Consider the following 20,963-nt stretch of genomic DNA (forward strand, 5'->3'; position numbering starts at 1 on the left):
CCATTGACGAGAAGAGGAGCCTATATCCGGGGCCGGCAAATTGCATATGAAACCGTCGAATGACGCGCGACGCTTGATTTCCGGGCCTCATGTGCTACGGCGCGGGCACCCACCACACCAGCCGTGAAAGGCCGCCGCCCATGGCCGTCGCCGCCAAGAACATTCCAGCACCTGACCTCGTTCCGGTGCGTCGCGCCCTGCTCTCCGTCTTCGACAAGACCGGGCTGATCGATTTCGCCAGGGCGCTGGCGGCTGCCGGCGTCGAACTGGTCTCGACCGGCGGCACGGCAAAGGCGATCGCCGAGGCTGGCCTGGCGGTGCGTGACGTCTCCGAGCTCACCGGCTTTCCCGAGATCATGGATGGCCGCGTCAAGACCTTGCATCCCAGCGTGCATGGCGCGCTGCTTGGTGTGCGCGACGACCCCGAGCACTCGGCTGCGATGCGCAAATACGGCATCGAGCCGATCGATCTCGTCGTCTCCAATCTCTATCCGTTCGAGGAGGTCCGCCGTTCCGGCGCCGACTATGCCGCGATTGTCGAGAACATCGACATTGGCGGCCCGGCGATGATCCGCGCCTCGGCCAAGAACCATGCCTATGTCGCCATCGTCACCGACCCCGGCGACTACGCCTCGGTGCTGAACGCGCTGGAGATGAACATCGGCTCGCTGTCGCTGGATTTCCGCAAGAAGCTGGCGGCCAAGGCCTTTGCCCGCACCGCCACCTATGACGCGGCGATCTCCGGCTGGTTCGCCGAGGCGCTGGAGATCGAGCATCCGATGTGGCGCGCCTTTGGCGGCAGGCTGGTCGAGGTGATGCGCTACGGCGAGAACCCGCACCAGAGCGCCGGCTTCTACCTCAATGGCGACAAGCGGCCGGGCGTCGCCACGGCACGCCAGCTGCAGGGCAAGCAGCTCTCCTACAACAACATCAACGACACCGATGCCGCGTTCGAACTGGCCGGCGAATTCGATCCGAACCGCTCCGCCGCCGTCGCCATCATCAAGCACGCCAACCCGTGCGGGGTCGCCGAGGGCGCGTCGCTGAAGGCAGCCTATGCCAAGGCGCTCGCCTGCGATCCGGTCTCGGCCTTCGGCGGCATCGTCGCCATGAATCGCACCCTCGACGCCGAAGCCGCCGAGGAGATCGTGAAAACCTTCACCGAGGTGATCATCGCGCCCGACGCGACCCACGAGGCAGCCGCAATCGTCGCGGCGAAAAAGAACCTGCGCCTGCTGGTCACCGGCGGCCTGCCGGACCCGCGCACGCCCGGCACGACGGTCAAATCCGTCGCCGGTGGCATCCTCGTCCAGGGCAGGGACAATGCCGTGGTCGACGACCTCGAGCTGAAAGTGGTGACCAAGCGCGCACCTACAGCGGCCGAAATGGCCGACCTGAAATTCGCTTTCCGCATCGCCAAGCACGTCAAGTCCAACGCCATCGTCTACGCCAGGGACGGCGCCACCGTCGGCATCGGCGCCGGCCAGATGAGCCGGGTCGATTCCTCGCGCATTGCCGCGCGCAAGGCGCTCGACGCGGCCGAGGCGGCGGGCCTCGCCGAACCGCTGACCAAGGGCTCGGTTGTCGCCTCTGACGCGTTCTTCCCCTTCGCCGACGGATTGCTGTCGGCGATCGAAGCCGGCGCCACCGCCGTCATCCAGCCCGGCGGCTCGATGCGCGACGACGACGTCATCGCCGCCGCCGACGCGCACGGGATCGCCATGGTGTTTACGGGGGTTCGGCACTTCCGGCACTGAAGGGCCTTTACCCTCCCCCTTGTGGGGGTAAGAAGCGGTTCGCGCAGCGAACGAAAAGCCAATTGCTTGGCTTTTCGAGCTTCGAACGCCCTGAGCCTGCGAAGGGCTGGGAATGAATGATCAACAGCCCGGCCGGGTCCCCGCTGCTGCGCAGCGTCCCGGCGTTCGCCGGCCTTTCATCGTGCCACCGGCACGCTGAATTCGCTGCGCGAACCGGGCTGCTCACCCCCACAAGGGGGAGGGTAAATCATTCCACCGGCTGGTCCGCCGGATACGGCGTCCTGATCAGGATCGCCATGCCTATGCCCAGGAACAGGATGATCACCGCCATGCCGAGCCGCGCCGAGCCGCTGACGGCGGTGATGGTCGCCACCAGGAACGGCGCCAGGAAGCTGGTTGCCCGCCCGGCCAGCGCATAGATGCCGAAATAGCGGCCGGATTCCGCCGCTGTGACGCTGCGCGCCATATAGGAGCGCGACGATGCCTGCACCGGCCCGAAGGCCAGGCCGATCAACAGGCCGTACAGGATGTAGGCCTTTTCAGCCGCGGTGCCGAACAGGCCACCCGAATCGACCGTCGAGAGCTGTATCAGGCCGAGCAGCGTGAAGCCCGGACCGGTCGAGACGACGCCGACGGTGGCGATGGACAGCATGACCAGCGCAATCATCACCACCACCTTGGAACCGAGCGCGGTGTCGAGGCGCGCCGCCACCCAGCAGCCGAGGATGGCGACGACATTGAGGATGATGCCGAACATGCCGATTTCGGTGATCGACCAGTGGAACATCGCCGCCGCGAAGGTGCCGCCCAGCGCCAGCAGCGCGTTGACGCCATCCTGGTAGATCATGCGGGCGACGAGGAAACGGAAGATGCCGCCACGCTGGCGCACCTCGGCCAGCGTTGATTTCAACTCCGACAGGCCTTCGCGCACCGCCGGCCCGATCGGGATGCCCTTGATGGCATCCGGCGTGAAGAAGAACATCGGCAGGATGAACAGGAAGTACCAGCCGGCCGACAGCGGCCCGGTGGCGCGCGCGTCCTCGCCGAGCTTCGGGTCGAGCCCGAACAGCGGGTCGAGGCCGATGATCGTCTTGCCGGTCTCGGGCGAGCCGGCCATGCAGGTGACAACGAAGATCAGCGCGATCATGCCGCCGAGATAGCCGAGGCCCCAGGCGATGTTGGAGATGCGGCCGATTTCGCTTTTCGGCACAAGCCGCGGCATCATCGAATCGTTGAACACGGTCGAGAATTCCGCCGCCACCGAGGCCAGCGAGAACAGCGCCACGATGAGGAACAGATTGGATCCGGGGGCCGCGAACCACAACAGGCAGAGGCTGGTGATCTTGATCGCGGCGAAGAACGCAATCCAGGGCTTGCGCGGTCCGGTCTGGTCGGCGATCGAGCCGAGGATTGGCGACAGCACGGCGATGACCAGCCCGGCCGCGGCAATGCCATAGCCCCAGACCGCCTGGCCGGTATTGGGATCGCTCGCCATGCGCGAAACGAAATAGGGGCCGAAGATGAAGGTGGTGACGACAGTGAAGAACGGCTGCGCCGCCCAGTCGAAGAACATCCATCCCCAGATGCCGCGCCCGGACGCACGCTGCACGGTTACCTCGGTCATGTCCCCTCCTCAGCGTCTGCTCCACGCGTCGCGCGCCATGTCTGCATGTTTTTTCGTGATGGTGCAAACGAACAAGCATGGCGCCGCCCCTCATTGCCCTGCCGGGCATTTCTCCCCGTATAGTGACGGGGAGAAAGACGCAGTCATCGACGTTTCGCCAACGGTCAGCGTTGTAGTAAGGCACCGACGATCGCGACAGGCTCCCTTCTCCCCGTCACAATACGGGGAGAAGGTGGCGGCAGCCGGATGAGGGGCAGCACCAGCCTTGTGAAGCGAATGGGTTCACATCCCCGTCAGATCGCTCATCAGCCCCGACGCGACCGACAGCCGCGACACGGTGATGTCGCCGCCTTCGGTGAGCGCCTGAAGCCGCTCGCGGATGCGCGCCACCCGCTCGCCGCCGGCTTCCAGCCAGGCCACCACCGGATCCGCGGCCTTGGCATGACCGGTGAGTGCTGCCACCGCAATGCCGCGCCGCGCTGCCCCGATCGTGTCGGTGGCGCGCGACAGCGCCAGCTGATCGTAGTAGTCGGAGGGCGTGATCGAACGCGCCGCGTCCTCGACACGCGGGATACGGAAGGCATCGCTGACCGCGAAGAACGCCTTGGCCGCGGCAACGATGTCGGCGCCGGCCGTGCGCGCCGTCAGCGCGATGTCGGGGATGAGCTCCGCCACCTCGTTCAGCGCCAATTGCCCGGCCAGCTTTTCCGGCGCGCCACTCTTGAACAGCCCGTGCCGCTTCTCCTCGATACGCTCGCGCGAGAAGGCCGGCAGCAGTGAAACGAGCTTGGGTTCCAGTGCCTTGCGCGCTTCCATGAGTTCGCCAATGCGCTGACCAAGTGGTGCGGTGCCGGCATCGTTCTTGAGATACCAGCCGCTGGTCACGTAGATCAGCCGGCTGACCGCCTGGTAGAGATCGAGCTGCACCTGGCCGTCGATCAGATTGTCGAGCGCGTCGATCTCGCGATAGAGCGCCGGCAAGGCAAAACCGTCGCGCACCACAGCAAAAGTGCGCACCACGTCGGCCGCGGTACGTCCGGTCGCTTCCTGCAACCGGTTGACGAAGGACGGGCCGCCGCGATTGACCAGGTCGTTGGCGACGACGCGGGCGATGATCTCGCGGCGCAACCTGTGGTCGTTGATCTCGGCTGCGTATTTCTTCGCCATCCGGTCCGGGAAATAGCCCATCAGGTCGCGATCGAAATGCACGTCGTCCGGCACGTCGCTGGCGACGATATCGGAAAACAGCACGATCTTGGCATAGGCCAGCAACACGCCGAGCTCGGCCCTGGTCAGCGGCTCGCCGCGTGCTTCGCGCTCGGCAAGGGCCGCCGGCGAAGGCAGCGTCTCGACGGCGCGGTCGAGCAGGCCGCGTCCCTCCAGCGCCGTCATGAAGCGGCTTTGGTGCGCGATGTCGGCGAGGCCGCGCTTGCGGGCGATCGAAAGCGCCAGCGTCTGCTCGTAATTGTTGGACAGCACCAGTCCGCCAACCTCGTTGGTCATTTCGGCCAGCAGCTTGTTGCGCGCCGGGCGCGTCAACGACCCCTTGCGCATGGCCGAAGCCAGCGCAATCTTGATGTTGACCTCAACGTCGGAGCAGTTGACGCCGCCCGAATTGTCGATGGCGTCCGAGTTGCAGCGGCCGCCATTCATGCCGAACTCGATGCGGGCCCGCTGCGTCACGCCGAGATTGGCGCCCTCGCCGATCACCTTGGCGCGCACATCGAGCGCGGTGATGCGGACGGCATCGTTGGCGCGGTCGCCGACCTCGGCGTTGGTTTCGCCGGATGCCCTCAGATACGTGCCGATGCCGCCGAACCAGAGCAGATCGACCGGCGCCTTGAGGATGGCGCCCATGATCTCGACCGGCGTGGCGGTCGTCTTGGCCAGACCGATCGCCGCCGCCGCCGCCGCCGGCAAGGTGATCGACTTCTGGTTGCGCGACACGATGATGCCGCCTTCCGACAGTTTGGTCTTGTCGTAGTCCTGCCAGCTCGAACGTGGCAGGGCGAACATGCGCTCGCGCTCGGCCATCGACGCCGTCATGTCGGGATCGGGATCGATGAAGATGTCGCGATGGTCGAAGGCGGCGATCAGCCTGGTCTTCGGCGACAAAAGCATGCCGTTGCCGAACACGTCGCCCGACATGTCGCCGACACCGACGACGGTGAAGGGTGAGGTCTGGATGTCGCGGTTCATCTCGCGGAAATGCCGCTTGACCGCTTCCCAGGCGCCCTTGGCGGTGATGCCCATCTTCTTGTGGTCGTAACCGGCAGATCCGCCGCTGGCGAACGCGTCGTCTAGCCAGAAGCCGTGCTTCTCGCTGATGGCGTTGGCGGTGTCGGAGAAGGTCGCGGTGCCCTTGTCCGCGGCAACGACGAAATATGGATCGTCCGGGTCGCGGCGCACGACGCCGGCCGGCGGGATGACGCCGTCGAGGCCGATATTGTCGGTGATCGACAGCAGGCTGGAGACAAAGTTCTTGTAGGCCGAGGTGCCGGCCTCGAAGATCGCATCGCGGCTGCCGCCCGCCGGCAGGCGCTTGGGGAAAAACCCGCCCTTGGCGCCAACCGGCACGATGACGGCGTTCTTGACCTGCTGCGCCTTGACCAGGCCGAGCACCTCGGTGCGGTAGTCCTGGGCGCGGTCCGACCAGCGCAGACCGCCCCGCGCCACCGGCCCGAAGCGCAGATGCAGCCCCTCGACCTCGGAACCGTAGACGAAGATCTCTCGCCACGGCCGCGGCGCCGGCAAGCCGTCGACCGCATGCGAATCGAGTTTGATCGCCAGTGACTGGCCTTTCTCTTTCGTATCGGCAACGAAATGATTGGTGCGCAGCGAGGCTTCGATCAGATTGAGGTAGCGGCGGATGATGGTGTCGTCGTCGATGTTCGGCACATCTTCCAGCGCATCCTTGATCTTGGCCTTGAGGTGCTTTGCCGCCACCACGCCTTCGGCCTCGGCCGTCGGGCCAAGCCGGGAGATGAACAGGGCGTGCAGGCCGCGCGCGATATCGGGATAGCGGTTGAGCGCGGCAGCGATGAAGTCCTGGCTTTGCGGAATGCCGACCTGCTGCAGATAGCGGCCATAGGCGCGCAGGATGGTGATCTCGCCCGACCACAGGCCCGCGGTCTGGGCAAGGCCGTTATAGCCGTCATTATCGACGTCACCGCGCCAGACGGATAGGAATGCGTCCTCGAACAGCGCGCCGCCATCGGCAAGGTCGATCGGCTTGCCGTAACTGTTCTCCAGCTCCATGTCGTGAATGAACACCATGCCGGACTGGTCGTCGCCGACCTCGAAGGTGCGCTCGCTGATGACCCTGAAGCCAATGTTTTCCAGCACCGGCACGCGCCGCGACAGCGCCACCGGGCTGCCGTGGTGATAGATCTTCAGCGACGCCTGATGCGGCTTCTGCTCGGCATTGCGATAATAGTCGATGGCGATCGGATTGCTGGCGCTGATCTCGGCGATGCGCCCCGCATCGGCCAGCGCCACCGCTGCGCTGAACGTATCGCGGTAGCTTTCCGGCAGCCGTGCGGCGATGCTCTTCAAAGCCTGGTTGCCACCATTCGCGTCGGCCGCGTCGGAAAGGGCGTCCTCCCAGGTGCGCACGATGTCACGGATCGCCGCCTCGATTGCCGCTTGCTCGACCTTCGGCGTCTTGCCGCCGGAGCGGCCGATGATGAAATGGACACGCGCCAGGCCGCCTTCGGGGAAGGCAGGATAATAGGCCGACAGCCGGCCTTCGAACACGGTCTTGAGATAGCTGCCGATCTTCTCGCGCGCGACACTGTCGTAACGGTCGCGCGGCACGAAGACGAGTATCGAGACGAAACGATCGAACTGGTCGACGCGCACCAGCGCCCTGACCCGCGGCCGCTCGACCAGGCCGAGAATGGCTGCGGCGTGCTTCTTCAGGATCGGCACCGGGACCTGGAACAACTCGTCGCGCGGATAGCTCTCCAGCACGTTGATCAGCGCCTTGCCGGAGTGATCGTGCCGGTCAAAGCCGGACTTGGCGATGATGGTTTCGGCCTTCGACCGCAGATACGGGATCTTCATCACAGAGCGCGTGTAGGCGGTCGAGGTGAACAGGCCGACGATGCGCAATTCGCCCGCCAGCGTGCCCTTGGACGTGTAGGTCTTGACGCCGATATAGTCGAGATAGATGCGGCGGTGCACGGAGGACTTTGCATTGGCCTTGGTGACGATCAGCGGCTCCGGCCCGTGCAGGAAGGCGCGGATTTCCGGTGTCGTCGTCACCGCTTCCGTGCCGCGCCTCAGCACCAGCACGTCGGGATCGGACAGGATGCCGAGACCAGGCTTGTCGGCGCGCTCCAGCGTGCCGCTTTCCTCGCCGCCGGTGTATTTGAACTCGCGCATGCCGAGGAAGGTGAAATTGTCGTCGCGCAGCCACTCCAGGAAGGCGATCGCCTCGGCAACGCTCTTCTTGTCGAGCGGCACCGCCGAATAGCGGAACTCCGAGATCGCCTGGTCGAGGCGGGCCAGCATCGGCCGCCAGTCGTGGACCGCGGCGTGCACCTGGCCGAGCATCTTGCGCAGCCGCTCGGTCAATCCGGCCGCCTGCTCGGCGGTCAGCCGCGGGATATGGACATGGATGACGCTTAGCCGGTCGTGGCTGCCGTCGTCCTTGGCGAAATTGCCGTCGCCGAGGATTTCTTCCACACCGCCTTTGCCGCGGCGAACGGTGATGACCGGGTGGGTGACCAAGGTCGGTTCGCCGGCGCTTTCGGTGATCTCGCCGAGGATGGAATCGAACAGGAACGGCATGTTGTCGTTGACGACCGTGATCACCGTCACCGGGCGGCCCTGGCGGACGACGCCTGAATCGGCATCGACGGCGACGACGCACTCACTCTTCTTGTGGCCGGCGACCGCCTGGCCGGCAAGATCGGCGGCGCGTTCGAGGTCGGCCACCTCATAGGCGGCGATGTCTTCGGCCGGCGCGCGGGCGAGCAGGTAGTCGGCAAGCCTGGTTGGTCTTTCCTCCGTCCTTGCTGCTGGGGTGGCCTTTTTCTTCGACTTCGCTGCGGATTTCACGCTGGCCATGATGCCATTCCTCCCGTCGCATGCTTTTGTGACTATGGTAGCAGATGAGCGCTGTTTGGCGACAAAGGTTTGACGGCTTGCCAAGATTTATCGGAATTCGGCGACAGGACATCGCCCAACGAGGAGAAGCCACCCCATGACCGGCAAAATCACCGCGCTTGACCTTGCTTCGGGAGAGTTGAGCGAGGCGACAAAAACCTATTTCGCCAAATGCGAGGAGAAGCTCGGCCTCGTTCCCAACGTGCTGCACGCCTACGCCTTCGACGACAAGAAGCTGCGCGCCTTCACCGACATGTACAACGACCTGATGCTGGGCGAGTCCGGCCTGTCGAAACTGGAACGTGAGATGATCGCGGTCGCCGTCTCCTCGATCAACCATTGCTATTATTGCCTGACCGCGCATGGCGCGGCGGTGCGCCAGCTGTCCGGCGACCCTACGCTCGGCGAGATGATGGTGATGAACTTCCGCGCCGCCGAGCTTTCGCCGAGGCAGACCGCAATGCTCGAATTCGCCGTCAAGCTGACGGAAGAGCCGGCTAAGATCGTCGAGGCTGATCGAGCCGCACTGCGCAAGGCCGGCTTCACTGATCGCGACATCTGGGACGTCGCCTCGACCGCTTCGTTCTTTAACATGTCGAACCGCGTGGCGGCGGCAATCGACATGCGGCCGAACGACGAATACCACGCGATGGCGAGGTGAGCGGCTGGAGCCAACCGCGCCTTACATAAGCCCTTTCGCATTCTCGTTGCATGTTCGCCGCTTTGGTCCGATGATCGCCAGGCGGCGTGACCGCATGCCGGTTCGATGCCGCTGATCAAGGGAGGAGAACATGGCGAAGTTTCTCTACGTCTATCATGGCTCGGGCAAGATGCCGACCGAGGAGGCCGAGCGGCAGGCGGCAATGGACGCCTGGACGCACTGGTACGGCAAGCTCGGCTCGGCCGTGGTCGACGGCGGCAATCCGGTCGGCATGTCGAAGATGGTGCTGCCCGGCGGCAAGGTCGAGAACAATGGCGGCAGCAATCCAACCGCCGGCTATACGATCGTTGAAGCAAAAGACATCGACGATGCCGTCGGCAAGGCCAAGGACTGCCCTATCCTGATGGACCCGGCTTTCAGCGTCGAGATCGCGCCGATCATCGAAGTGATGTGACGCGGCGTCTTAAGCGTGATCCTCCTAACCGAGGGTCTGCGAAGCAGAAAACGTTCCCGCTTTTCGCTGACGCCGTCCTTCGGTTCGGATGCATGCCCTATCACCGCGCCGCGATCGCTGCGGCGGCGCCGGCCATCGTTGTGGCGCTGACGCGGTTGGCGATCTTCATGGCGCGCTTGCTCTTCAACAACTTGCGCGCCTGCGATGCGGCGAGCACCCAGGCGAGATCGATAGCGATGAGGACCACCGCCATGGTCGCCGTCAATTCGACCCAGCCGACGATGCTGACCGAAGCGAGGTCGATGATGGTCGGCAGCAGCGCCAGGTAGAACATCATGATCTTGGGATTGCCGAGTGTCACCGCCATGCCGGCGAAGAACAGTTTTGCGGGCGAATCCTCGCGCGGCATCTCACCCTCCTTGGCGTAGACCGGCGCGGTCCACATCTTGAAAGCGAGATAGGCGAGATAGGCGACTCCGATCCATTTCACGACGACGAAGGCGAAGTGAAAACTCTGCGCCACGACAGCCAGCCCGAACACCGCCAGCGACAGCCAGATGCCCTCGCCGAGCCACATGGCGAGCAGGAACGGGAATACGTCGCGAAATCCTTTCGAGATGACGCGCGCGACGAGGGCGGCGATCGACGGACCGGGCGAGCCGGCGGCGACGAACAAGGCGGCGGCGAAGATCAGCAGCGAGGTGAGGTGCATGGTCAGGATCTCGGCTTGAGAGGTTCGATCCGCCACACTAACCCGGCAGCTGTAACGCTGGCAAAGGCAAGATATTCACTTGGAGCTTCCCCCTTCTCCCCGTCCCATGCGGGGAGAAGGTGCCGGCGGACCGGATGAGGGGCAGCGCCAACGTGAGATAATCAGGTGCCTTGCACCTCTGGCATCTCGCAGCTAGAAGGGCCGCCGCGAAACAATTTCGAGCGTCACTTTGCCTCAGTAACCGCCGGTCTCGTCAACTCCCCCGACACACTGCATGGCGCCGCATTCGCGGTGCCTGTTTTCAATTCATGTGTTCCTCTGGGCGGCGGTTCGAGACCGGTTTGGCACTGCTGAACCGCTGTCGCGCGCTTTCCGCCCGTGACACCTGATTTCCGATCGCCACAGCCTGCCGCCACGCCGCGCCCCGCATGGGCATCTCGACATTGCCGACCTGATGAACTTCCCGACGGGAAGGGCTTATCGGCATGTCTGCACTCCTGCGTATCCGCTGGGCGATCGCGCCCAAGACCGCACCTCGACCACTCATCAACTGCAATCGCTGCGGCACCGTGAAGGCCTATCGCTGCAGCGAAAAATTCCGCGTCAACGCCAACGGCAAGCGCATCGACGTCTGGCTGATCTACCGTTGCATCGACTGCGACAATTCCTGGAATTTCGGCATATTCGAGCGCTGCAACCGCCGCGATATCGAACCCACGCGGCTCGCGGCGCTCGAAAGCAATGATCCGTCACTCGCCCGGCGCCATGCTTTCGATGTCGTCGCGCTGCGGAGCCGTGTGGGACGCGTTGAAGAATTTGCCGAGGTCGTCGTCCGCAAACAAATGCTCGGCTCCCCTCAAGAGGCCGCAACCATGTTGGAACTCCTGCTCGGGCTCGAAGTGCCGACATCGCTGCGGCTTGACCGGCTGCTCGCCAGCGAACTCGGCCTCTCGCGATCGCGGCTTCAGGCGTTGGAAGAAAGGCGATTGCTGGTCGTGGACCCTGACGGCGCCAAAGCCCTGCGCAAGCCGGCTCGCGCGGGGACCACGATCCGCATCGACCTCGCCGGCCAACCCGATCGTCAGGCCATCATCTCGGCCGCCGGCGGGTGAATGAAGAGAGGGGCGAAGCACTTGTGCACTCCGCCCCTCTCATCTGTGAGAAAAAGAAAATAAGGTTACGCCGCGCCGACCGCCTTTGCCGACTTCTCGAAGCGCTTGCGCTCGTTCGGGTCGAGATAGAGCTTGCGCAGGCGGATGGTCTTCGGCGTCACCTCGACCAGCTCGTCGTCCTGGATCCAGGCCAGTGCGCGTTCCAGCGTCATGCGGATCGGCGGGGTGAGCTTGACCGCCTCGTCCTTGCCGGCGGCGCGGATGTTGGTCAGCTTCTTGCCCTTCAGCACGTTCACTTCGAGATCGTTGTCGCGGCTATGGATGCCGATGATCATGCCCTGATAGACCTTGACGCCGGGATCGATGACCATCGGGCCACGATCTTCCAGGTTCCACATGGCATAGGCCACCGCCTCGCCCTGCTCGTTGGAGATCAGCACGCCATTGGTGCGGCCCGGCAATTCACCCCTGTAGGGCTCATAGGCGTGGAACAGCCGGTTCATCACGGCGGTGCCGCGTGTGTCGGTCAGCAGTTCCGACTGGTAGCCGATCAGGCCGCGCGTCGGCGCATGGAAGACGATGCGCTGGCGGTTGCCGCCGGACGGGCGCAGCTCGACCATCTCGGCCTTGCGCTCCGACATCTTCTGCACGACGATGCCGGCATGCTCCTCATCGACGTCGATGACGACTTCCTCGACCGGCTCCAGCAATTCGCCGCTTTCGCCCTTCTGCATGACGACGCGCGGCCGCGACACGGCGATCTCGAAGCCTTCGCGGCGCATCGTCTCGATCAGCACGGCCAGCTGCAATTCACCGCGGCCGGAGACGAAGAACGAATCCTTGTCCGGCGATTCCTCGATCTTCAGCGCGACATTGCCTTCGGCCTCGCGCAGCAGGCGGTCTCGGATGACGCGGCTGGTCACCTTGTCGCCTTCGGTGCCGGCCAGCGGGCTGTCGTTGACGAGGAAGGACATGGTCACGGTCGGCGGATCGATCGGCTGCGCATGCAGCGGTTCGGTCACGGACGGGTCGCAGAACGTATCGGCGACGGTGCCCTTCGACAGGCCGGCGATGGCGACGATATCACCCGCCTGGGCTTCTTCGATCGGCTGGCGCTCGAGGCCGCGGAAGGCGAGGATCTTGGAAATACGGCCGGTCTCGACCAGCGTGCCGTCATGGTGCAGCACCTTGACCGGCTGGTTGGACTTCAGCGTGCCGCTCTCGATGCGGCCGGTGATGATGCGGCCAAGGAAAGGATTGGCCTCCAGGATGGTGCCGATCATGCGGAATGGGCCGGGATGAACGGTCGGCGTCGGTACATGCTTGATGACGAGATCGAACAGCGGCGCCAGGCCCTGGTCCTTTGGGCCTTCCGGATTTTCCGAAACCCAGCCATCGCGGCCTGAACCGTAAAGAATCGGGAAATCGAGCTGCTCGTCGGTGGCGTCGAGCGCCGCGAACAGGTCGAACACCTCGTTGACCACCTCGACATGGCGGGCATCCGGACGGTCGATCTTGTTGATGACGACGATCGGCTTCAGGCCGACCTTGAGCGCCTTGCCGACGACGAACTTGGTCTGCGGCATCGGCCCTTCGGCGGCGTCGACCAGCACGATGGCCGAATCCACCATCGACAGGATGCGCTCGACCTCGCCGCCAAAGTCGGCGTGGCCAGGGGTGTCGACGATGTTGATGCGGGTGTCCTTCCAGTCGACCGAGGTCGCCTTGGCCAGGATGGTGATACCGCGTTCCTTTTCGAGGTCGTTGGAATCCATGGCGCGCTCGGCGACGCGCTGATTGTCGCGGAAGGAGCCGGATTGCCGGAGCAACTGGTCGACGAGGGTGGTTTTTCCATGGTCGACGTGCGCGATGATCGCGATATTACGAATTTTCATGTTCTGGTCTCGGAAGCGTTGCAGGCAGCAGGCCAAAGGCGCTGCCTCTTTCGGTTGCGCGGCTCATACAGGGTTTTTCGCAGTTGCGAAAGAGGACGCGCGACACCAAATACTCATCAAATCTTAAGCATCTGCGTGTGAAATGATTTTGTTAACCAAGGCGGGAACCTTTCGAGGCCCGGACAGTTCGAACGTCATGACCGATAAACTCAACCGATTTTGGCCGCTCATCGCGTCCGCTGCCTTTGCCATCCTACTGGCGGCCAACGCCGCGCAGTCGGCTGCGACGCAGAAGGAAGCACGGCCTGCCTTGCCAACCGTTGCGCCATCCGCCGAGCAGGTCTTTGCCGACGCACCCGACGGCGTCGACCCGATGGTGACCGGCCCGGTCAGCGCCGCCTTCAAGCAGAGGCAGGACGCCGCCAACTGCGACACTGCCGTCTGGCCGAACGTCCCGATGGTCTGCTATCCCGACTGACGACCGCAGGCAGCGGTCGTCATCCCAATAGATACGAAGGTGGGCTTACGCCGACCGCACCGGGTCGAGCGTGACCTTGTAAAGCTCGTTGTCGTCGCGGTCCATCAGCCGCACCGTCATCTGCTCGCTGGCGCCATTGATATCGACCAGCCCGAAGAATTGAAGGCCGGCTGACGGCGGCAGGTTCTGGCCTTGCTCGGCGGTTGGCGCCTTGATGAATTTCAGCTCCGGACCGAAGGTCATGTCGAAATCGTTCGGGCCGAACGTGCCGGCATGGATCGGGCCCGAGACGAACTCCCAGAATGGATTGAAATCCTGGAACTGCGCCTTGTCGGGATTGTAGTAGTGCGCGGCGGTATAATGCACGTCGGCGGTCATCCAGACGGTGTTGCTGATGCCGGCGTTCTTGATGAAACGCAAAAGGTCGGCGATCTCGAGTTCGCGTCCCTTGGCCGGGCCGTTGTCGCCGTTGCTCACCGCTTCGGCACCCGCCTTCTTGGCGGCATCGTCCCAAACGACGAGGCCGAGCGGCATGTCGGCGGCGATGATTTTCCAGGTTGCCTTCGAATTTGCCAGTTCGCGCTTCAGCCATTTCGTCTGCTGTTCGCCGAGCATGCGCGATTGCGGCGTCATCTCATCTTGCATGTCCGGACCGTTGGGACCGCGATAGGAACGCATGTCGAGGAAGAACACGTCGAGCAGCGGCCCATAGGCAATCTTGCGATAGACGCGGCCCGGCTCGGACGGTTCATAGCGGATCGTCGTCATTTCGTGGAAAGCGCGCGCCGCACGTGCCGCCAGCACATGGATGGATTTCTCGGTGTACCGGTTGTCGGCGCTGAGATCCTTCGAATCCGACCAGTTGTTCAGCACTTCGTGGTCGTCCCACTGGTAGAAGGTCGGGCAGATCGCGCTGAGGCCCAGCACGTTCTTGTCCATCATGTTGTATTTCCACTGGTCCCGGTATTCGTCCAGCGTCTCGGCGACCTTGCGCTTGCCGTCGATCAGCACGACGTTCTTCCACTTGCCGCCGCCGGGCAGGTCGACCTCGTCCTTCATGGCGCCGTCGGCATAGATGGTGTCGCCCGAATGCAGGAAGAAGTCGGGCGTGTGCTTGCCGATCGTGGCGTAGGTCTTCATGCCGGTCTCGTCGATACCCCAGCCCTGGCCGGCGGTGTCGCCCGACCAGGCGAACTTGATGTCGCGCCTGGAGGCAGGCGCGGTGCGGAAGCGGCCCGTGATCGGCTCGGAAGCCGCGTTGATGTCGGCGAGATCGGCTGCCGTCATGCGATAGAAGATATCCTGGTCGGAAGCGAGGTCGGTGAGCAGGCGCTTGACCGTATAGTCGCTGGCCGGCGAGGTATCGAGCGGCGCCAGGCGGACGGCATCAGTGAAACTTTCGGTCGACGACACTTCGAACATGACGCGCGACGGCCGATCCGTGCGCGTCCACACCATCCCGCTGGTGGCGTCGACATCACCTGACTGGACGCCATGGGTAAAGGCCGGGCGCTGGCTGGCGCGTGAATAGTATGGCAGCGCCAGGCCAGAGACGCCGACCAGGCCAGCGGCGCTGGCCGAGGTGACGAAAGCACGGCGGGTCATCGAGAGCTTGTTCATGGCTGTCTCCTGGATGGCTTGAACGGTGCCACCAAGGTCCAACCTCAATGTTTCAGGCGCATCTCCAAACCATGAAGGTTTGATAACAACCAACAGGCTGGGCACGTTCTCCCCTGTCTCCAGGGGGAGAAGGGAGAGCCCCACCCAGTCGCCTTAAGCCGCTTGCGGTTCCGGATCGAAGGCCGGTCGGCTGGTGTTGATCAACAGCGAGATACAGGCGGCGGCGATTGCCGTCATGCCGGCGATCATGAAGGCCAGCTCGTAGTTGCCCTGAAGCTCGCGCATCGTGCCGCCGAAGGCTGCGGCAGCAGCTGCGCCGATCTGATGTGCAGCGACGATCCAGCCGAACACGATCGGACCGCTGCGATCGCCGAACGCCTCGTTGGCGAGCCTCAGCGTCGGCGGCACGGTGGCGATCCAGTCGAGGCCGTAAAGCACCGCGAAGATGATCAGGCTGGTTGCCGAGAAGCCGGAATAGGGCAGGTAGATGAGCGACAGGCCACGGATCCCATAATAGACGCCGAGCAGCTTGCGCGGGTCGAAACGGTCGGTGAGCCAGCCCGACAGCGTCGTGCCGATCAGGTCGAAAATGCCCATCATCGACAGCAGGCCGGCCGCCTGCACCTCGCCGATGCCCATGTCGCCGCAGAAGGCGATCAGATGCGTGCCGACCAGCCCGTTGGTGGTGAAACCGCAGACGAAGAAGGTGGCGAACAGATACCAGAACACGCGCGTGCCGGCGGCGCGGCGCAGCGTCGAGAACGTATGGGCGAGGAAATTGCCCTGCGATGCCGGTGATACCGGCGGCACATCGTCGGCCGCGGCACCATAGCGCACCATGCCGATCGAAGCCGGCCGCTCCGGCACCAGCAGCCAGACCAGCGGCACCAGAGCCGCGGTGGCGATCGAAACGGCGATGACAACCGGCTGCCAGCCGCCCGACTGTGCAAGCGAGGCGATCAGCGGCAGGAACACCAGCATGCCGGAGGCACTGGAGGCCGACATCAGCCCCATGACAAGGCCGCGATTGGTCTTGAACCAGCGGTTGACGATGGTGGCGCCGAGCACGCTGGCGACAGCGCCGGAACCAATGCCCGAGAACACGCCCCAGGTGATGAACAGATGCCAGGGCTTGGTCATCAAGAGGCTGAGTGCGGTCGAGCCTGACATCACCACCAGCGAGGCAAGCAGCGTGCGGCGCAGCCCGATCCGCTCCATAAGGGCGGCGGCGAACGGTCCGGTCAGGCCGTAGAGCAGGATGCCGACACCGGCGGCCAGCGAAACGATGTCGCGGCGCCAGCCGAAACTGTTCTCCAACGGCAACATCATGACGGCGGGCGCCGAGCGCAGGCCGGCCGCGACCAGCAGGCAGAGGAAGATGACGCCAACCACGACGAAAGCGTAGCGCTGGCCAAACGGACGGGATTGAGCTATCATGTTACTGACCGGTACGTTGCTGATGAGAGGACGTATACGTACCGATCGGTAACATTGTCAATCGAGTTCCATGATGCCAACGGACAAAAATATTGAACTGACCATCAGCGACGGTCATGCATCGGCGCCACCGAAGGCCGCCAAGAAGATCCTCGACGTGGCCTACGAGCTGTTCTACCGGCGCGGTATAAGGGCGATCGGCGTCGACGAGATCGTCAAGCGCGCGGGCGTCACAAAGCCCAGCCTCTATCGCAGCTTTCCCTCCAAGGATGAGCTGGCGGCCTCCTATCTCAGGCAGTACGACCAGGAATACTGGGAGCGTTTCGATGAGGCGGTCGCCGCCCATCCCGGCGACCCGCGTGCGCAGATCAAGGCATTCCTGACCCGCATCGGCAAGCGCACGCAGGTGGCGGACTATCGCGGCTGCGGCATGACCAATGCGGCGGTCGAATACCCCGAACACAGCCATCCGGCCCGCGTGGTCAGCGAGGCCAACAAACAGGAATTGCGCCGTCGCCTGCGCGGCATGGCGGTTGCGATGGGCGCGCAAGACGCCGACACCTTGGGCGACGGCCTGCTGCTGCTGATCGAAGGCGCCTATATCAGCGGCCAGTTGTTCGGGCTCGGCGGCCCGGCGCAGTCAGTCGCTCGCAACGCCGATCTGCTGATTGAAGCGAGCTTGAAGAAATAGTGTTTGACGCTACGCTGCGATGGCTTGCAACGGAGATTGTCGGCCATGCGCGCTCTTCTGATCCCGTTCGTCTTGGCCGGTTTCTGCCAGGCTGCGCAGGCGAGCGACATATCTAGCGCCTATACCGATCTCGACTGGAAGAAGGACTGCGTGACCTACGCGCAGGCCGAGGAAGGCGACGGCGACTGGGCCGATCTCGCCTGTTCAGGCTATCGCGGCTACCCCGTTCTGATCGCCTATGACGATGCGCGCGAATCGCTGTTTTATGGCTTTCCGCCCGGCAGCGACATGACATCGGTCTGGGAGAGTTTCTCCGGCTTCAATTCGTCCGGCGCCAGGATCGAGTGGCGCATCGAAACCACGGGCGACAAGGCTGTGCCCTTTGCCGCGATCCACCGCCGCTCGATCAGCAACCCGGACGACGAAAAGAAGCCGACCGAGGTGCTGCTCGTCGCCAAGGTCGGCCAGATGGACGCCCGCGATGGCTGCACGGTCGGCCTGGTGCTGGCCACCGGCAATCCCGCCGCCAACGATCAGGCGCGCAAACTGGCCGACGAGAAAGCGCGGACGTTCGCCTGCGGCAAGGACAGGCACCCCGTCATCGGCAACGTGCCGGCTTTCGGTCGGGTCGATAACTAAGCTCGTCGGATTGGCCGCAGCGTCCGCAACTTCGTCATCCACGGGCGGAGCAAGGAGCGTAGCGACGCAGCGCGGACCCGAGGATCCATGCCGCGAAATCACAACGCCGCAGCGGTGTAGAATTCTGTTCCGCCGCGTCCGCGACAGGCATCACGGCATGGATCCCAGGGTCTGCGCGTCGCTTCGCTCCCGCTCCGCCCTGGGATGACGAAGCTGAGTTACTTGCTGGCCTTGGCCCGCGCGATCGCCTCGAGGATCATCTTCTTGGCATATTTGGAATCGTGCCAGCCTTCGATCTTGACCCATTTGCCGGGCTCGAGATCCTTGTAGTGCTCGAAGAAGTGCTGCACCTGCTGGCGCGTGATGTCGGGCAGTTGCGTGTACTCGGTGACGTTCTCGTAGCGCAGCGTCAGTTTGGGTGACGGCACGGCGATGATCTTTTCGTCCTGGCCGGCATTGTCTTCCATGATCAGCACGCCGATCGGCCTGACATTGATGACGCAGCCCGGCACCAGCGCACGGGTGTTGCAGACCAGCACGTCGATCGGATCACCGTCGCCCGACAGCGTGTGCGGCACGAAGCCGTAATTGCCGGGGTAGCGCATCGAGGTGTGCAGGAAGCGGTCGACGAACAGCGTGCCGGCCTCCTTGTCCATCTCGTATTTGATCGGCTCGCCGCCGATCGGCACCTCGATGATGACGTTGACGTCCTCAGGCGGATTCTTTCCGCTGGCTATGGCTTCAATGCGCATGGCTTTGTCCCTCTTATCGATGACAGATCGATAGCGGGCGAGGCGCGGCGGCGCAATGCGGCGAATGGTGCTGGGTAGGTCAGGTGGGCAGTGGCCGAAAGGCCGGGCCGTCACTCCCAGACGAAAGCGACCTTCTTCAGCGCCTTCTGCTCGAAGATTTCGACACCCTCGGCAACATCACGGCCGCCGGCGCCGGCGTAGAAGGCGAGCGCGTTCTGGTTGTCTTCCAGCGCCCACACCACCATGCCCTTCAGCCCGTGATCGGCCAGTCGCGCCTTGGCTGCCGCGAACAACCGGCTGCCAAGCCCGATACCCTGGTATTCCGGGCGCAGGTACAATTCGTAGATTTCGCCTTGCTGCCTGAGTTCCCGGGCCCGGTTCTTGCCGATCGTGGCATAGCCGGCGATCTCGCCGCCGATTTCGACAACCAGCACGGTGGCGGCGCGGCGGATGGCATTCGCCCACCAATCGGCGCCACGGCGGTTGATCATCGATGTCAGCGTGCGGTGTGGAATGATGCCGGAATAGGCGCCGCGCCAGGCCTGCAGGTGCACCTCGGCGATGGCGCCTGCGTCGCTCGGTTCGGCCTTCCTTATGTCGATCGTCAGCGTATTCATGATTTCTTAACCATAAACCCGCATTGCCCGATTGCAAGAGTCCGCGCGGCCCGCCGATCGCTTTCTCACAGACGATCATGGCGTCGGTGACATCGGCGAGAGCCTGTCTGAAAACGCGCTCAGCCGAGAAGGATGGGGTGGTTTTCGAGAACCGAAGCGCAGCGGACTTTCAGGTCCGTGAGCATCGGAAGCGTGGAAAACCGCACCAGGCGTCCGGCTGAGAAGCTTTTACAGGCAGGCTCTCAGATCTCGACAAGATGGTCGTCGAGTTCGTTGGTGTCGCCCGACGTGACCGGGAAATGCTCGGCCAGCACCGCGCCCACCGTTTCGATCGCCTTGACGAAGCCATCAGCAAGCCGGTCGTCGCCGGCATGCGCGGTCAAGTCGCGCACCACGCCATCCCAGACATGCTGGCCGACCTTGGCATCGATGCCCGAATCGGCCACCACCTCGGCATAGCGTTCGGCGATCGAGACGAAGATCAGCACGCCGGTGCGCGCCGCGGTGCGGTGGACGTTGCGGGCGAGGAACTGCTTGATCGCATTGGCGTGCGCCACCTGATAACGCATCCGCCTCGGCACCAGATGGATGCGCAGGCCGGGCAGCGTCCACAACAAAGACAGCACGCAGGCCAGCGCCAGCAGCTGTGCGATGACGAAATGCGGTAGCCGGATCGACAGCCACCAGGCCTCCAGCCCATAGCCGACGGCAAGGCTGACGATCAGCATGCCTGCCGTCGCCATGAAGGCGGCCGGGAAGAAATAGCCGTCGCTGGCATGCGCCATGACGCAATAGATCTCGCCATCGGTCCTGGCTTCGGCGGCACGGATCGCGGCGGCGATGCGCTCATGATCTTCCGGGCTGATCGGTCGTGTCGCCATGATCTTGTCTCACCAGCTTCCTGAAGAACCGCCACCACCGGATGAGCCACCGCCACCCGAAAACCCGCCGCCGCTGCTTGAGCCGGACGACCACCCGCCACCGGAACTTCCCGACGACCAGCCGCTGCCCGACGACGAACCCGTTGTCCAGCTGCTGCCCGAGGATCCGCTCGGTCCGCGGCCGTAACGAAACGTCATGCCCAGCCATTTGTACACGCCCGGCGACAGCTTTGTGCCGAACGTCGGCGGCAGGAACGCCATCGCCAACCCGCCAAAGAACATCGTGCCCCACAGGATCAGGAACACCGCGACGATGGGGTCGATGGGCATGCTGTTGTGGGCGGGATTGCGCTGACCGCGCGCCTCCAGCTCCTCCGGATTGCCTTCCAGCACCATGACCATGTCGTCGACGGCCTTGCTGATGCCGCCGGAGAAGTCGCCGGCGCGGAAGGCCGGCACCATGTCGTTTTCGATGATCAGCTTGGTGTGCAGGTCGGTCAGCGTGCCTTCCAGCCCATAGC

Annotated in this window: 17 protein-coding genes; 7 read left to right on the forward strand and 10 right to left on the reverse strand. The window is 64.0% G+C overall.

Annotated features, from left to right (window positions below; all coding sequences use genetic code 11):
* Positions 1-140: 140 nt before the first annotated feature.
* Positions 141-1,757 (forward strand): bifunctional phosphoribosylaminoimidazolecarboxamide formyltransferase/IMP cyclohydrolase, encoded by a 1,617-nt coding sequence (gene purH / locus AC1D0I_RS17075; RefSeq protein WP_477396538.1) that lies wholly within the window; start codon positions 141-143, stop codon positions 1,755-1,757.
* A 247-nt stretch (positions 1,758-2,004) separates the two neighbouring features.
* On the opposite strand, the gene AC1D0I_RS17080 is transcribed toward purH, so the two are convergent.
* Both AC1D0I_RS17080 and AC1D0I_RS17085 read right to left on the reverse strand, forming a co-directional pair.
* Positions 2,005-3,381 (reverse strand): MFS transporter, encoded by a 1,377-nt coding sequence (locus AC1D0I_RS17080; protein ID WP_477227613.1) that lies wholly within the window; start codon positions 3,379-3,381, stop codon positions 2,005-2,007.
* A gap of 282 nt (positions 3,382-3,663) precedes the next feature.
* Positions 3,664-8,454: an NAD-glutamate dehydrogenase gene (locus AC1D0I_RS17085; protein ID WP_477396540.1), complete on the reverse strand. Its 4,791-nt coding sequence runs from the start codon at positions 8,452-8,454 to the stop codon at positions 3,664-3,666.
* 136 nt (positions 8,455-8,590) lie between these two features.
* Here AC1D0I_RS17085 and AC1D0I_RS17090 point away from each other — a divergent pair, with 136 nt between their 5' ends.
* Positions 8,591-9,154 (forward strand): peroxidase-related enzyme, encoded by a 564-nt coding sequence (locus AC1D0I_RS17090; RefSeq protein WP_477396542.1) that lies wholly within the window; start codon positions 8,591-8,593, stop codon positions 9,152-9,154.
* A 130-nt stretch (positions 9,155-9,284) separates the two neighbouring features.
* Entirely contained in the window at positions 9,285-9,608 is a 324-nt protein-coding gene (locus AC1D0I_RS17095) for a YciI family protein (RefSeq protein WP_095084148.1), read from the forward strand.
* A gap of 100 nt (positions 9,609-9,708) precedes the next feature.
* Here AC1D0I_RS17095 and AC1D0I_RS17100 read toward each other — a convergent pair whose 3' ends face one another.
* Positions 9,709-10,320, reverse strand: coding sequence for a LysE family translocator (locus AC1D0I_RS17100; protein WP_477396544.1), 612 nt, complete (start codon positions 10,318-10,320; stop codon positions 9,709-9,711).
* Between the two features lie 485 nt (positions 10,321-10,805).
* Between AC1D0I_RS17100 and AC1D0I_RS17105 the strand changes: the two genes are divergently transcribed.
* The gene (locus AC1D0I_RS17105; RefSeq protein ID WP_477396545.1) at positions 10,806-11,432 is read left to right on the forward strand and encodes a DUF1062 domain-containing protein; all 627 of its coding nucleotides are present in this window, start codon (positions 10,806-10,808) and stop codon (positions 11,430-11,432) included.
* A gap of 65 nt (positions 11,433-11,497) precedes the next feature.
* Here the strand turns inward: AC1D0I_RS17105 and typA are convergent, their stop codons facing one another.
* Complete coding sequence (gene typA / locus AC1D0I_RS17110; protein WP_477396547.1) at positions 11,498-13,327, reverse strand: translational GTPase TypA; 1,830 nt, start codon at positions 13,325-13,327, stop codon at positions 11,498-11,500.
* 196 nt (positions 13,328-13,523) lie between these two features.
* Here typA and AC1D0I_RS17115 point away from each other — a divergent pair, with 196 nt between their 5' ends.
* Entirely contained in the window at positions 13,524-13,805 is a 282-nt protein-coding gene (locus AC1D0I_RS17115; protein ID WP_245331066.1) for a hypothetical protein, read from the forward strand.
* A 45-nt stretch (positions 13,806-13,850) separates the two neighbouring features.
* Here AC1D0I_RS17115 and AC1D0I_RS17120 read toward each other — a convergent pair whose 3' ends face one another.
* Together AC1D0I_RS17120 and AC1D0I_RS17125 are read right to left on the reverse strand one after the other, a co-directional pair.
* Positions 13,851-15,425 carry an alkaline phosphatase D family protein gene (locus AC1D0I_RS17120; protein ID WP_477396549.1) on the reverse strand — a complete coding sequence of 525 codons (1,575 nt, stop codon included), beginning with the start codon at positions 15,423-15,425 and terminating at the stop codon, positions 13,851-13,853.
* A 153-nt stretch (positions 15,426-15,578) separates the two neighbouring features.
* Positions 15,579-16,862 (reverse strand): MFS transporter, encoded by a 1,284-nt coding sequence (locus AC1D0I_RS17125; RefSeq protein WP_477396551.1) that lies wholly within the window; start codon positions 16,860-16,862, stop codon positions 15,579-15,581.
* 73 nt (positions 16,863-16,935) lie between these two features.
* Between AC1D0I_RS17125 and AC1D0I_RS17130 the strand changes: the two genes are divergently transcribed.
* Both AC1D0I_RS17130 and AC1D0I_RS17135 read left to right on the forward strand, forming a co-directional pair.
* The gene (locus AC1D0I_RS17130) at positions 16,936-17,553 is read left to right on the forward strand and encodes a TetR/AcrR family transcriptional regulator (RefSeq protein WP_477396552.1); all 618 of its coding nucleotides are present in this window, start codon (positions 16,936-16,938) and stop codon (positions 17,551-17,553) included.
* A gap of 45 nt (positions 17,554-17,598) precedes the next feature.
* Positions 17,599-18,192 carry a hypothetical protein gene (locus tag AC1D0I_RS17135; RefSeq protein WP_477396554.1) on the forward strand — a complete coding sequence of 198 codons (594 nt, stop codon included), beginning with the start codon at positions 17,599-17,601 and terminating at the stop codon, positions 18,190-18,192.
* Between the two features lie 218 nt (positions 18,193-18,410).
* Here the strand turns inward: AC1D0I_RS17135 and ppa are convergent, their stop codons facing one another.
* From ppa to AC1D0I_RS17155, 4 genes are all read right to left on the reverse strand, one after another.
* Positions 18,411-18,944 carry an inorganic diphosphatase gene (gene ppa / locus AC1D0I_RS17140; protein ID WP_457150615.1) on the reverse strand — a complete coding sequence of 178 codons (534 nt, stop codon included), beginning with the start codon at positions 18,942-18,944 and terminating at the stop codon, positions 18,411-18,413.
* 110 nt (positions 18,945-19,054) lie between these two features.
* Positions 19,055-19,561, reverse strand: a complete 507-nt coding sequence (locus tag AC1D0I_RS17145) for a GNAT family N-acetyltransferase (RefSeq protein ID WP_184872479.1) — start codon at positions 19,559-19,561, stop codon at positions 19,055-19,057.
* A gap of 242 nt (positions 19,562-19,803) precedes the next feature.
* Positions 19,804-20,442 (reverse strand): TPM domain-containing protein, encoded by a 639-nt coding sequence (locus AC1D0I_RS17150; protein ID WP_477396556.1) that lies wholly within the window; start codon positions 20,440-20,442, stop codon positions 19,804-19,806.
* 9 nt (positions 20,443-20,451) lie between these two features.
* Positions 20,452-20,963: TPM domain-containing protein (locus tag AC1D0I_RS17155; protein WP_477396558.1), on the reverse strand; the 512-nt coding region annotated here is incomplete at its 5' end.

Source organism: Mesorhizobium sp. P2_D1, from assembly GCF_056404455.1.

Coding starts and splice junctions, on each gene's coding strand:
- purH (WP_477396538.1), top strand. CDS start 141: ATGGCCGTCGCCGCCAAGAACATTCCAGCACCTGACCTCGTTCCGGTG.
- AC1D0I_RS17080 (WP_477227613.1), bottom strand. CDS start 3,381: ATGACCGAGGTAACCGTGCAGCGTGCGTCCGGGCGCGGCATCTGGGGA.
- AC1D0I_RS17085 (WP_477396540.1), bottom strand. CDS start 8,454: ATGGCCAGCGTGAAATCCGCAGCGAAGTCGAAGAAAAAGGCCACCCCA.
- AC1D0I_RS17090 (WP_477396542.1), top strand. CDS start 8,591: ATGACCGGCAAAATCACCGCGCTTGACCTTGCTTCGGGAGAGTTGAGC.
- AC1D0I_RS17095 (WP_095084148.1), top strand. CDS start 9,285: ATGGCGAAGTTTCTCTACGTCTATCATGGCTCGGGCAAGATGCCGACC.
- AC1D0I_RS17100 (WP_477396544.1), bottom strand. CDS start 10,320: ATGCACCTCACCTCGCTGCTGATCTTCGCCGCCGCCTTGTTCGTCGCC.
- AC1D0I_RS17105 (WP_477396545.1), top strand. CDS start 10,806: ATGTCTGCACTCCTGCGTATCCGCTGGGCGATCGCGCCCAAGACCGCA.
- typA (WP_477396547.1), bottom strand. CDS start 13,327: ATGAAAATTCGTAATATCGCGATCATCGCGCACGTCGACCATGGAAAA.
- AC1D0I_RS17115 (WP_245331066.1), top strand. CDS start 13,524: ATGACCGATAAACTCAACCGATTTTGGCCGCTCATCGCGTCCGCTGCC.
- AC1D0I_RS17120 (WP_477396549.1), bottom strand. CDS start 15,425: ATGAACAAGCTCTCGATGACCCGCCGTGCTTTCGTCACCTCGGCCAGC.
- AC1D0I_RS17125 (WP_477396551.1), bottom strand. CDS start 16,862: ATGATAGCTCAATCCCGTCCGTTTGGCCAGCGCTACGCTTTCGTCGTG.
- AC1D0I_RS17130 (WP_477396552.1), top strand. CDS start 16,936: ATGCCAACGGACAAAAATATTGAACTGACCATCAGCGACGGTCATGCA.
- AC1D0I_RS17135 (WP_477396554.1), top strand. CDS start 17,599: ATGCGCGCTCTTCTGATCCCGTTCGTCTTGGCCGGTTTCTGCCAGGCT.
- ppa (WP_457150615.1), bottom strand. CDS start 18,944: ATGCGCATTGAAGCCATAGCCAGCGGAAAGAATCCGCCTGAGGACGTC.
- AC1D0I_RS17145 (WP_184872479.1), bottom strand. CDS start 19,561: ATGAATACGCTGACGATCGACATAAGGAAGGCCGAACCGAGCGACGCA.
- AC1D0I_RS17150 (WP_477396556.1), bottom strand. CDS start 20,442: ATGGCGACACGACCGATCAGCCCGGAAGATCATGAGCGCATCGCCGCC.